At 64.1% G+C, this 12,957-nt stretch carries 10 protein-coding genes; 8 read left to right on the plus strand and 2 right to left on the minus strand.

Going from position 1 to position 12,957, the window contains the following annotated elements:
- Positions 1 to 293: 293 nt before the first annotated feature.
- Together GYH29_RS15285 and GYH29_RS15290 are read left to right on the plus strand one after the other, a co-directional pair.
- The gene (locus tag GYH29_RS15285) at positions 294 to 824 is read left to right on the plus strand and encodes a hypothetical protein (protein WP_081575273.1); all 531 of its coding nucleotides are present in this window, start codon (positions 294 to 296) and stop codon (positions 822 to 824) included.
- Positions 825 to 929: 105 nt separating this feature from the next.
- A complete protein-coding gene (locus tag GYH29_RS15290) occupies positions 930 to 1,775 on the plus strand; it encodes a glycoside hydrolase family 16 protein (protein WP_161524062.1) in 846 nt (281 codons plus the stop codon).
- A 181-nt stretch (positions 1,776 to 1,956) separates the two neighbouring features.
- Here the strand turns inward: GYH29_RS15290 and GYH29_RS15295 are convergent, their stop codons facing one another.
- On the minus strand, positions 1,957 to 2,586 hold the full coding sequence (locus tag GYH29_RS15295; RefSeq protein WP_161524063.1) for a LysE family translocator: 630 nt from the start codon (positions 2,584 to 2,586) through the stop codon (positions 1,957 to 1,959).
- Between the two features lie 330 nt (positions 2,587 to 2,916).
- Positions 2,917 to 3,363, minus strand: coding sequence for a GNAT family N-acetyltransferase (locus GYH29_RS15300; RefSeq protein WP_107731966.1), 447 nt, complete (start codon positions 3,361 to 3,363; stop codon positions 2,917 to 2,919).
- Between the two features lie 201 nt (positions 3,364 to 3,564).
- On the opposite strand from GYH29_RS15300, the gene GYH29_RS15305 reads away from it, so the two are divergent.
- From GYH29_RS15305 to GYH29_RS15330, 6 genes are all read left to right on the plus strand, one after another.
- Complete coding sequence (locus GYH29_RS15305) at positions 3,565 to 3,879, plus strand: DnaJ domain-containing protein (RefSeq protein ID WP_161524064.1); 315 nt, start codon at positions 3,565 to 3,567, stop codon at positions 3,877 to 3,879.
- Positions 3,880 to 4,008: 129 nt separating this feature from the next.
- Entirely contained in the window at positions 4,009 to 5,457 is a 1,449-nt protein-coding gene (locus tag GYH29_RS15310) for an alkaline phosphatase (protein WP_161524065.1), read from the plus strand.
- Positions 5,458 to 5,506: 49 nt separating this feature from the next.
- The gene (locus tag GYH29_RS15315) at positions 5,507 to 6,868 is read left to right on the plus strand and encodes an alkaline phosphatase (RefSeq protein WP_232060405.1); all 1,362 of its coding nucleotides are present in this window, start codon (positions 5,507 to 5,509) and stop codon (positions 6,866 to 6,868) included.
- Between the two features lie 253 nt (positions 6,869 to 7,121).
- The gene (locus GYH29_RS15320) at positions 7,122 to 7,787 is read left to right on the plus strand and encodes a hypothetical protein (RefSeq protein ID WP_043590127.1); all 666 of its coding nucleotides are present in this window, start codon (positions 7,122 to 7,124) and stop codon (positions 7,785 to 7,787) included.
- A gap of 260 nt (positions 7,788 to 8,047) precedes the next feature.
- Entirely contained in the window at positions 8,048 to 10,975 is a 2,928-nt protein-coding gene (locus tag GYH29_RS15325) for a type VI secretion system Vgr family protein (RefSeq protein ID WP_161524066.1), read from the plus strand.
- Entirely contained in the window at positions 10,968 to 12,893 is a 1,926-nt protein-coding gene (locus GYH29_RS15330) for a phospholipase D-like domain-containing protein (RefSeq protein ID WP_161524067.1), read from the plus strand. Before GYH29_RS15325 ends, GYH29_RS15330 begins: the two co-directional genes overlap by 8 nt.
- Positions 12,894 to 12,957 lie beyond the last annotated feature (64 nt).

Genomic DNA, 12,957 nt, shown 5'->3' on the forward strand with positions numbered 1-12,957 from the left:
TGAAGCAGGTTTCTGGAAGTCCCCTGTTGGCCAAGGACACCGCTTCCATCTGGCGCAAACACCATATGGACAGTTTCCTCCAGAAAACCGCCGCCTGGACCCGCGTCCGGCAGTAAGCGCCCTTTCCGCCCCTGCTTGCTCCGCCTGTCCCAAAGCGCAGGCCCTCCCCATGCCTTTTGCATTAATCTTGTACGATAAATCGCGCCGTGCCCTGTTGGCGCAATAACTTACAGCCGCCCGCTTTTAAAAAACCTTCATCGAGTCACCACACCCGACTTTTTCAGGATTCAGCCATGCCCAATCATCTCTCCCCAAACGGCTTCGGCGCCGCACTGGCGGCTCTCGCTTTATGCTTGATCTCGGCCGCGCCGGCTCAGGCGGCGGAATGCCGCGCCACCGCGGATGTGAACACCAGCGTCAAATCCATGGCGGACAACACTGCAATGGAAGGCCATATCAGCATCCACATCCGCGGTCAGCCCACCGAGGCGGGCAAATCCCAGTTTGACAGTTGGGATCAGTTTAAAGGCACCTTCACTACCTGGAAGGGCTACCCCGGCCCCAAAGGCCCAACACCGGCCAAGTGCGGCACCCGACCGGCGGAGTCCGATTGCGTGCCCGTGAGCGCCATTTATCCCGGCGGCTGGCCCGGCACGCTGCCCACCACCTGCCAGACGGTGAATGCGGCCACCAAGCTCTGCACCCAGTCCCAGCCCTTTCCCGCGGGGCAACCCATTTACCTGTCTTTCCGCTATTCGAAGAACAGCAAGGGCAAATGGATCATGAATACCGCCTACCCCAGCCTAAACTCGAATTGCTCTTGAACCGTTGTCCTTGCCGCGCTTGGTAAAACTGCCAAGCGCCGCCACGCCAGGCTGCTCCCGCTTACGGCTATGCTGAGCGCCGGACACACTCGCGCGAGGCAAGCGATGAAAAACAAGATAGCGGCATGCGCCGCGGGAATGGCGCTGCTGGGCGGCAGCGCCGCGGCGGCTAATTGGCAACTGGCATGGCAGGACGAGTTCAACGGCGCGGCGCTGGACAGCGCCAAGTGGCGGCTGGAGTCCGGCTCCGGCCCTTGGGGCCTGCACGAGCTGCAGTACTACACCGCTGGTGACAATGTGACGGTGCGCGACGGCGCCTTGCATATCACAGCGCGGCGGCAGGCTTACGGCGGCCGCGACTACACTTCCGCGCGCATGCGCAGCCAAGCCGCCTGGCGCTACGGCCGGATCGAGGCGCGCATCAAGCTGCCTTACGGCCAGGGCATGTTTCCGGCGTTCTGGATGCTGAACCGGCAATGGGATCAGCCCGAGCATTACGGCGAGATCGACATCCTGGAAATGGTGGGCAGCGAGACCGGCGCGGAAAACGCCACCGTCTGGGGCAGCGCGCACCGGCCCAAGCCCGGCGCGCCGGCCGAGACGGTACAAACGGCGTCGGCCTCCTATGTCACGCCGGACCTGGGCTGGTTCAACGACAGCTTCCACGATTTCGCCGTGGAGTGGTCGCCGGCGGCGATACGCTATTTCGTCGACGGCCGGCTCTATCAAACGGTAACGATGAAGACCGACGGCGGCGACGGCTGGCGCGCCCTGCAAGAGCCGGCCTTCATCGTGCTCAACCTGGCGGTGGGCGGCGACTGGGCCGGCGCGCCGGACGCGTCCACGCGCTGGCCGCAGGAGATGGTGGTGGATTACGTGCGGGTATACCGGGACGCGGCGACAAGCCCAACGCGCCGCGCGCCGGCATCGGCGGCCTCGCCGCTGCGTTGAGCCGTCATCCTGCTGTCACAGGCGGCGGCTATATTGGCCGGGTGGTTCGGGGAGTCCTCCCCTCCTTTGTATTTATCGACTTCCTCTTGCCGCCCCCAGGGGCGGCTTTTTGTCGTCCCGGCCGAGACGCAAAAAAGCCCGCCGATCCCGGCGGGCTTGTTCTTGCGCAGCGGCGGCGCGCTCAGCTCATATCGCTGCGGCGGTAGAGGCTGAGGCCGATGGCCAACACCGCCAGCATGCCGGCGCAGCTGCGGTTGATCCAGCCCATTACGCGGGCGGAGAAAGTGCGCATAGCGTGGCGGCCGCCGTAGGCGTAGATGAACATCATCACGCAATCCACGCTGGCGGTGACCACCGCCAGGATCATGTACTGCGTGAGCACCGGCTGGTCCTGGCGGATGAACTGCGGCAGGAAGGCGGTGAAAAACAGCAGCCCCTTGGGATTGGACAGGCCCACTACCAAGGAACGCAAAAACGTGCCGCGCCCGCTGGCCTCGCCGCTCTGCGCGCTGGCCGCCAGCGCCTGAGTGGGCGCGCGCCACATCATCCAGGCCAGATAGACCAGATAGGCGGCTCCGCCCCATTTGACGATGGAAAACAATTGTTCCGACGCTTGCAACAGCGCGCCCAGGCCGCAGCCCACGGCCGCGATCAACAGCAGATCGGACAACACCGCGCCGGCAAAGCCGTAGCTGGCGATGCGCATGCCGTGGCTGGCGCCGTTGTTGAGCGCCAGCAGCATGGACGGACCGGGGGTGATCATCACGGCGCTGACGGCGACGATATATAGCAACAAGGTGGTGAAACTCATTCAAAACTCCAGGACGGCTATCATCTATGACTTGGCGCGGCCACCCGAAAACAGTCGACGACGAAGGCGCGCGCGAAACACGACGTCTTGGCATGAAACAGGGAACTGGGTATTGCGGACAGGGGCGGCAAACAACGCAGAGCCGGCATCATAATATAAAAGCCGGCGCGGCTGTAGTGGCATATTGGCTTATGCTTATGCGCTTAAAGAAGAAGCGCTCCCTCTTTACCTGCTAGCAGCGCGCCTCCAAACGCTCGGGAGCCCGCGTATCCGGCACGCCCCCGGCCTCTTCAGGCTCGTCGCCGGAGGCGCGCCCCGCTCAGCCCTGGCTCAGCCCCCGCGCCGCTTCTCGTACACCGCATCTCCGCCCTCTGCCAAGCCGGCTTGCCGCCACCCCTGGCGCTGGTAAAAGCCGTTGGCGCGGATGGCTTCGTCGCCGTCGGTGGTCAGCCGGATCACCAAATGGCGCTGAAACAGCGCGGTCTCCGCCTGGCGCAACAGTTGCCGGCCCAGGCCCAAGCCCTCAAACTCCGGCTTGATGAACAAGGCGAACACTTCGCCGGCGTCCAAGTCAGCCATGGCGAAGCCGGCCGGCTGGCCGTCCTGCTCCGCGATCCAGGCGCAGGGCGCGGCGGCGATGGTTTCGGCGATAGTCTCCGGCGTGATGCCAAGGCTGGCCAGTTGCTCGATGGAAAGGTGGTTTTGCCGGACGCTGGTGCGGATATCGAACAGCGCGGCGATGTCGGCCCGGACGGCCGGACGGATGGTGGAACTCATACGCTTCCTTGCGGGCCGCCACCTCCCCGGATCGGCAGGCGGCTCTGGATTAAAGAACATAAGCGGGCCGGGTGGGACCGCCCGCCGGCGGCAAAGTTTCGCCGGCCGCGGCCCCGCGCCGGGAACCCGCGGCCGGCCCGCCGCTCCATATTGCTATTCCGTCCGCCTGCGCGGGCGGCCCTCTGCCAAGGAGCCGTATCGATGCGATTGATTGCGCTGCTGTTGTTTGCCCTGCTGGCCTACTGGCTGATCCGCCGGGCGCTGAGTCCTTCGCGGCCGGAGGCACCGCCGGCCAACCCCGTCTCCGAGACCGAACGCGCCTGCCAGGTGCTGCAAGTCGCCTGGCCCTGCTCCGCGGAGGAACTGAAAGCGGCTTACCGGGGGCGGATGGCGGAATACCATCCGGACAAGGTCAGCGCCTTGGGCCTGGAACTGCGTGAACTAGCGGAACGCAAAAGCAAGGAAATCAACGCCGCCTATCAACGGCTGCTGCCCCTGTGCGCCAAGCAACGCTGAGCGCGGCTCTCCAACGCCCAAGCCCCCTCCCGGTTGACTCGGCAACAAAATCTTCATCAAAACCTCTCCTGGCCGAAACATGCGCCCACTATGCTGTGCCGGATTTTTTCATGCCCGGAACATAACATCATGCGCATCCTCAGCCTGACCCTGGCCGTGACGGCCGCCATCGGCCTGGCCGCCTGCGGCAGCAGCGGCGGCCCCTCCAGCGGCTCCGCCAACAACAACCAGGGCCTCCGTCCCGCCGCCAAGAACGTGATCTTCTTCCTCGGCGACGGCATGGGCATCAACACCACCACCGCCGCCCGCATCTACTCCGTGGGCGAAGACGGCGAGCTGACCATGGACACGCTGCCGGAAAGCGGCTTCGTCAAAACCTTCTCCAACGACGCCCAGGTCACCGACAGCGCTCCGTCCATGTCCGCCTACATGACCGGCGTGAAGATGAACAACGAAGTCATCTCCATGTCCACCGATACCCAGGCCAAGTCCCCCACCGCGGACTACACCTCCAACTGCGGCGGCGGCAACGGCCAGCCGGTCAGCACCCTGCTGGAACTGGCCAAGGCCGGCGGCAAAGCCACCGGCGTGGTCACCACCACCCGCGTCACTCACGCCACTCCGGCCGCCACTTACGCCCACGTTTGCCACCGCGACGCCGAATCCGACATCGCCGCCCAACTGGTGCCGGGCGGCGCGCTATACAACGCCAAGCTGCAAGACGGCGTGGACGTGGTGTTTGGCGGCGGCCGCCAGTTCTTCCTGCCCAAGGCCGCCGGCGGCAAACGCGCCGACGGCCGCGATCTGGTGGCGGAGCTGAAAGCCAAGGGCTACGGCTACGCCGCGGACAAAACCGGCTTCAACGCGCTGGACCCGGCCAAGACCAACCGCGCCGTGGGCCTGTTCACCAGCAGCCACATGAGCTACGACCTGGACCGCGACGCCGCCAAGGAACCCAGCCTGGCCGAAATGACCGCCAAGGCCATCTCCATGCTGGCGGACCGCAAGGACAAGCAGGGCTTCTTCCTGATGGTGGAAGGCGGCCGCATCGACCACGCGCTGCATGAAACCACCGCCAAGAAAGCCTTGCAGGACACCGTGGCCTTCGACCAGGCGATCAAGACCGCCATCGACGCGATGAAACAGCGCGACCCGGAGCTGAAAAACACCCTGATCGTGGTCACCGCGGACCACGACCACACCCTGGTGCTCAACGGCTACGCCCAGCGCACCGGCAAGACCACGCCCGCCAACCCCGGCGTGCTGGGCCTGGTGAAAAACTACAGCAACGGCAGCGTGGCCACCGACGCGGACGGCATGCCCTACTCCATCATCGGCTTCGGCAACGGCGAAAACCGCGTCAACGGCAACCGCAACGCCGCCGCCGCGCTAACCGACGCCGCGGTCTCCGCCAACGACTACCACCAGGAAGCGGCGGTGCGCATGCCGGCCGGCGGCGAAACCCATGGCGGCACCGATGTCTACATCGGCGCCATCGGCCAGGGTGCGGACGCCTTCCACGGCTTCCTGGAGAACATCGACGTGTTTGGCCTGGTGAAGAAAGCCGCCGCGCTTTGAGCCGCGCCGCCCCCAAACGCTACGCAAATATCCATACAAGAGAACCGCAATGAAACCGATGATGAAACCGCTGCTCAGCGTCGCCGCGCTGGCCGCCGCCCTGCACGCGCTGCCGGCCCAGGCCGCGGGCGAAGCCAAGAACGTGATCTTCTTCCTGGGCGACGGCATGGGCCCCACCACCGTCACCGCCTCGCGCATCTACAAATACGGTGAAGCCGGCAAGCTGAACATGGAACAGCTGTCCCGCACCGCCCGCGTCAAAACCTTCTCCAACGACGCGCAAACCACCGACAGCGCGCCGTCCATGTCCGCCTATATGACCGGCGTGAAGATGAACAACGAAGTCATCTCCATGTCCGCCGACACCCGCGCCATCGACCCCAACAGCAACGGCACCGGCAACTGCGGCGTCGGCAACGGCCAAGCGGCCACCACCCTGCTGGAACTGGCCAAGGCCAAGGGCAAGGCCATAGGCGCGGTGACCACCACCCGCGTCACCCACGCCACCCCGGCCGCCACTTACGCCCACGTCTGCCACCGCGACGCCGAATCCGACATCGCCGCCCAGGCGGTGCCGGGCGGCGCCGGCTACAACGCCAAGCTGGGCGCCGGCCTGGACGTGCTGATGGGCGGCGGCGGCAAATTCTTCCTGCCCACCGCCTCCGGCGGCAAACGCCCGGACGGCCGCAACCTGCTGACCGAGATGCAAGCCAAGGGCTACACCCTGGTCAGCAGCGGCAGCGAGCTGGCCGCCTTCAATCCGCAGTCCGGCAACAAACTGCTGGGCATCTTCAACAAAGACCACATGGACTACGAGCTGGACCGGGTGAAGAACAATCTTAACCAGCCCAGCCTGGCGGATATGACCGCCAAGGCCATCGACACCCTGTCCCGCAACGGCAACGGCTATGTGCTGATGGTGGAAGGCGGCCGCATCGACCACGCGCTGCACGGCACCAACGCCAAGCGCGCGCTGGAAGACACCATCGCCTTCGACAACGCCATCAAGACCGCGCTGGCCAAGGTGGACCTCAACAACACCCTGATCGTGGTCACCGCGGACCACGACCACACCATGACCATCAACGGCTACGCCAAGCGCGGCAACCCCATTCACGACATCGTGCGCGGCTACGCCGACGGCAAGGAATCCAAGGACGCGGACGGCGCCACCTACACCGCGCTGGTATTCGGCAACGGCCCCAACCGCAAAGCCACCCGCGTATCGGTGGACTCCGCCACCGCGATGGGCGACGACTACCAACAGGAAACCGGCATCCGCCTGTCCAGCGAAACCCACGGCGGCGGCGACGTGATGCTGATGTCCGGCGGCGCCGGCTCCAAGGGATTCAAGGGCGTGATGGACAACACCAAGGTGTTTGGCCTGGTGAAAAGCGCGCTGGGCTTGTAAGAACCTGTTAACGATCTGCTACGCGTCGGCGATACGGCGTTGAAAACGAGCTCAAAATGCTCATGTACCACGTGTACATTCCGCTTTTTCACTCGTTTTCGCCTTGTCTCGCTCTAGCTCGCGAAATCGTAAACAGGCTCTAAACCCCCGCCCCCGCGCCGGCACCGCTCCAGGCCCGGCGCGGCCGTCACGGATTCACTCCATTCGGCTTGCCCTCGGGCAAGCCTCCTTTTACGAATGACGAAAGACCACGATGAAAATCCTGCTGCCGCTGGCCTTGCTGGCCCTGTCCCCGGCCCTGCGCGCCGCCGTGCCGGACCTGGTGGCCACCATCAGCTACGAAACCGTCACCGTCGGCAACGACGGCGTGGAAAAAACCATACGCTATCGGGAAAAATTGACCCGCCAAGGCAAACACGTCTGGCGCGAACGGCTGAACGCGCGCGCCGGCGGCCATGACCACGATCATGGCGCGGAAGACGGCCACGATCATATCGACTACGCCGCCGCCAGCCGCCATGTGTGGCTGGACGCCAAAGGCCAGCCGCGGCTGGAGTTCGCCCTGCCGCAACAGCGGCTGCTGGTGCAGGTGGGCCAGCGCGAATGGAGCGACGTCGGCTTCGACGGCTCCTGGACCCTGGCCAGCCAGCTGGTGGACATTGAAAAACTGAAAGGCTTTACCGTCGGCCCCGGCGCGGACGGCAGCCGCTGGTATCGCAAAACCGCCAACGGCCACAGCAAGCAATTGCAATGGAGCACGCGCTGGGCGATGCCGCTGCGAGTGGAATCGCGCTCGCAGGACGGGCGCTACCGCGAAAGCATGCGCGTGGAGATCCGCCCGCTGGCCGCCGGCCAGCCGCTGCCGTGGGCGCAAACCAGCCGGCTGCGCGGCAAGGACTATATGGATACGCTGGACTGAGCAGCCCCTCTCGCCAAACCCGACGCGGCGGCGTAAGCCGCCGTGCGCCCCCGCCTGGAAAACGGCACAGCCCCCCAAACCACACCTGACAATAAGGTCAGGCAGCGCCATTCAAGCAGCCAACATTTGATCCAGGCCCTTGTCACGTCATTGTCATGATACTTAGAATCCCCTCGCTATCTAGTCTCTTGAGCCAAAAACACCCCTCAGACACCCTCCTGCGCGAGGGTACCTCCATTTTTGCGTCAGGAAAAAAGCCCATGGACCTCAGCACCCTGCTCGCCAGCTTCGCCTCCGCCTTCAATCAAGACCAACGCCTGCTCACCCTCAGCCTGGGCGACGGCAGCGTGGCGGCCGAGCAACTGCTGCCGCTGAGCCTGGCCGGCGAGGAAGGCGTGTCCCGGCCCTACGCCTACCAGCTCGCCTGTCTATCGCCGGACGGGGCCATCGAACTCAAGACCCTGCTCGGTCTGCCGGCCCGGCTCGGCATCCTCGACGCCGCCGGCGCGGAGAGCTTGCGTTGCGGCGTGGTGTCCAAGGTGGAAAGCCTGGGCTCGGACGGCGGTTTCAGCCGTTATCAGCTCACCATCGAGCCGCCGTTCGCGCTGCTGCGGCATCGCATAAGCTCGCGGGTGTTCCAGGACCTGACGGTGCCGGACATCGTCAAACAGATTCTGGCCGAGCATCAGCAGGCCAATCCGGTGTTCGCCCGGGTGCAGACGCTGGAGTTCAAGACCGGCGTGGCGTCCCCGCGCAGCTACTGCCTGCAATACCGAGAATCCGATTACGACTTCATCGTGCGGCTGCTGCACGAAGAGGGTTATGCCTGGCGTTTCGATCACCTCGATGGCGAGGTACCACAAGTGCGGTTGGTCGCCTTCGACGACCCCTACAGCCTGCCGCCGGCCAGTGTGGAACGGGTGCGTTTCCACCGCAGCGACGCCACCGAGGCCGAGGACGGCTTGACCGAATGGAACGCCCTGCGCCAGATCGTCCCCGGCGCGGTGGCGCTGGCCAGCTTCGACTACCAACCCGTCAGCACCCAGCACAGCGGCGACGACAGCCGCATTGATCAAGGCCAGAACGGCAAGGCGCTGCAGTCTTCCTTGCACGACTACGACCCGCAATCGCTGTACTACGCCGGCGACGCCGACCAGCTCAGCCACTACGCCCAACTGCGCCAGCAGGCGCATGACCTCAAGGCCAAGCAATTCAGCGGCGGCGGCTCGGTGCGCGGCCTGGCCGCCGGCCAATGGTTCCGCCTGGACGACCACCCGGCCCACGACGGCGACAGCAGCGAACAGCGCGAATTCGTCGTCACCCGCCAAACCCTGAGCGCGCGCAACAACCTGCCGGCGGACCTCAAAGCGCTGGCAAAAGCAGAGGACGCCCAACCCTTCCGCGCCGAGTTCGACGCCCAACGCCGCGGCGTGCCGCTCACCCCGGCCTACGCCCACACCGAACTGGCCAAGCCCAAATCCCGCGGCGTGCAGACCGCCACCGTGGTGGGCCCCCAGGGCGAAGAGGTCCACACCGACCAGCACGGCCGCATCAAAGTGCAATTCCACTGGCAACGGCCGGACGAACACCCGAGCATCGGCGCCAACCTGGACGACACATCCTCCTGCTGGCTGCGGGTGGTCATGCCCAGCGCCGGCGCCGGCTGGGGCCATCAATTCATCCCGCGCATCGGCCAGGAAGTGCTGGTCGACTTCATTGAAGGCGACATCGACCGCCCGGTGATCACCGGCGTGCTCTACAACGGCAGCCACCCGCCGCCGGACTTCAGCGGCGCCGGCGCGCTGCCGGCGAATAAAACCCTGTCCGGCATCAAATCCAAGGAACACCAGGGCGGCCAGTACAACGAACTGCTGTTCGACGACACCCCCGGCGAAGTCAGAGCCAAGCTATCGAGCGAACCGGGCAAAACCCAGCTCAACCAGGGCTTCCTCACCCACCCGCGCAGTAAGGGCAAGGCCGAGCCGCGCGGCGACGGCTTCGAACTCAGAACCGACCACCACGGCGCCATCCGCGCCGGTCACGGCCTGCTGCTGAGCACCGAAGCGCAGAACGGCGCGTCCGGCAAACAACTGGCGCGCGAACAGGCGCAAAGCCAGCTGGACGCGGCCTTGAGCCTGAGTCAAAGCCTGGGCGACACCGCCACTGGCCAGCAGGCGGACACCATGGAAACCGGGCCGGAAGAAATCGGCGCGGACAACGCCAAGGCCGCCAAGAAAACCGAAGGCCACCTGCAACACCAGGCCGCCGCCATGAAAGCCTGGGAAGCCGGCTCCAACACCGACAAGGACGGCAAGACCGCCAAGGAGCAGACCGGCCGCCAGCCCTTGATCGTGCTGTCCGCCCCCGCCGGCATCGCCAGCCTGAGCCAGCAAAGCCAGACCGTGGCGGCCGGCACCAATCTGGACCTGGTGGCGCAGCGCGACACCAACCAGACCAGCGGCCGGCGCTGGCTCCATAACGTGGGCCAGCACATCAGCCTGTTCGTCGCCGGGGTCAAGGACCAGATTGCACTGAAGCTGATTGCGGCCAAGGGCAAGGTGCAGGTTCAAGCGCAGAGCGACAGCATTGAGGTCACCGCGGACAAGGATGTGACGGTGACTGCTTGCAAGGAAAGAATCACCGTGGCGGCCAAGCAGGAAATCCTGCTCAACGTCAGCGGCGGCGCTTACATCCGCATCGCCGGCGGCAATATCGAGCTGCATTGCCCCGGCAAGGTGTCGGTGAAAGGCGCCAGCCACCAGATGAGCGGGCCGGACCGGATGAATATCGCGCACCCGGCCTTCCCCAAGCACCTGCCCAAATCCCCGCTGACGGTCCAGATCGACCAGGCAGGGCAAGGCGTAAACAGCAGTTGGGCCGGCATGCCCTTCACTCTGTACGCCGACGGCGCAGAGATGAAAAAAGACGTGCTGGACGACAGCGGCTGCCTGCATATCGACCACATGGCGCCCAACCAGAAATACCGGATCGAAATGGCCAACGGGGTCAAATACGATATTCCGGTGCCCAATGAATACAGCAACCCCAGCCAGGGCGAACCGGCCAATCTGGGTTACCACGGCCACCAGGCCGGCAGCGCCGACGACGCCGGGCGCACCTCGCTGCTGGAGTCGGCGCGGGAGGATTTCCTGAGCCTGGCGAAAGGGAAAGGACGCAATCATGGCTGACGCAGGCAAGAACAAACCAATCAAAGTCCCGGTTGCGCAAAACCAGACCATGCGCTGCACCATCACCCCGCCCTGGTTTGTCGACAAATCGGAATACAACGTGCTGACCGCCAGTTTTCAACCGCTGGTCAATGGCGAGCGCGCCTTCCGCGCCGTGCATCAGGCGATTGAAGCGGCCAAGAAATCAGTCTGCATCATCTGTTGGGGCTTCCAGCCGTCGATGTATTTCATCCGCGACGGCAAATCGCCTTGCATTGGCGAACTGCTCAAACAGAAAGCCAAACAGGGGGTGAAGGTCAAAGTTCTGGGCTGGCGCATGGGACCGGCTGGCAGCAACCTGGCCCAGTACGGCCCGGAGAACAACCAGCCTGGCGGCGGATTGTTCAGCAGCAGCCCCACCGCTACGCCGGAGCAGAGAAAATACGATTATTACTGGTACGGCACCTCGCAGCACCTGATCGCCAACCCGCGCTTTGTCGGACGCGACTTCAGCCTGACCGAGCGGGCGGAAATTCTTTACCGCTCGTTGTTTGAAGCCACCGACACCCAACTGAAAAAAACCACCAGCGCGGTTCAGGCCGCCACCGTCACCCACCACCAGAAAATGGTACTGGTGGACTACGAAGACCCGCAGCGCGCGGTCGGCTTCGTGATGGGCCACAATATGTTGGACGAGTACTGGGATAAGGACGCGCACAGCTGCAAACGCTACCCGCCGCACCTGGGGCCGAATGGACACGGCCCGCGCCAGGACATTTCCAGCCGCGTGACCGGCCCCATCGTCGGCGATCTGTTCGCCAACTTCTGGCAAGCCTGGAAGAAGGAAACCGGGGAAACGCTGCCCAAGCCGGACTTCCGCGACTACCCCGCGCGCCCGGACAGCCAGAACCTGCCCATCCAGGGGCAAATCCTGCGCACCCAGGCGCAATACAATGTCCGCGACATCGAAAAGCTCTATCTGCAGGCGGTCAACAACGCCAGCACCATGATCTACATCGAGAACCAGTATTTCCGCTGGCCGCCCTTGGCGGACAAGATCAAGGCCGCGGCCCAGGCGCAAACCCGCTGCGGCCGCGACCCCGGCAAGCACGACTCGCTTTATCTCTTTGTGGTGACCAACTCCAGCGACGAAGGCATGGGCGACGGCACCGTCAAAACCTATGAAATGCTGGACAGCCTAGGCCGGGCGGAAACCATTCCCAACGTCGCCCGACTGGAGCGCGCGCAAGACCTGCAAACCCAGATGAACCGGACCGAGGTTGAAATCCGGCAAACCCAGCTGGAACGCAATATGCAGCTGATACCCAATGGCTACGCCAACAAAGCCAAGATCCAGGCGTATCAACAGCAAAAGCAGGCCTTGGAAGCCAAGCAGGCAGCGCTGGAAGCTCGCAAGCGGCAACTGGCCGCGCAAAAAGCGGCGCTAGGGAAAGCCGACGCCCCCATCCTGCCGGAAGAACGGCCGGGCCTGAAAGTGCATGTCTGCACCCTGGTGGCGCCGGATTCGGAACCCACCACGCCGGACAGCAAACGCGTCAGGATGAAATACCCGATGAGCGCGGAATCCTATACCGTGCCCGGCCGGGACTGGACACCGGTCTACATTCACAGCAAGCTGATGATCGTCAACGATACCTTCATGACGCTGGGCAGCGCCAACATCAACACCCGCAGCATGCAGGTGGATAGCGAACTGAATATCGCCCACCACCGGCCGGAGATCACCCCGGTATTGCGGCGGCAGCTGTGGAATATTCATACCAAGGGGCGCGGGGCGCAAGATAAGCCTGCAGAAGCGTTTAAAGAATGGAAAGATATAATTCGGGAGAATAAAAATGCAAAAGAAAAATGGCAATCCCCGGTTGCCTCACTAATTGAATTTTATCGCTTCAGCGCAGAACGAACTAATAAGGACTAAGTTGTGCGATGTTTTTTTCTATTAACTTTATGTCTATTTACTGCCGCTTGCGGTAACAAGGAGC

Source organism: Chromobacterium haemolyticum, from assembly GCF_009936155.1.
GTDB classification, from domain to species: Bacteria; Pseudomonadota; Gammaproteobacteria; order Burkholderiales; family Chromobacteriaceae; genus Chromobacterium; species Chromobacterium haemolyticum.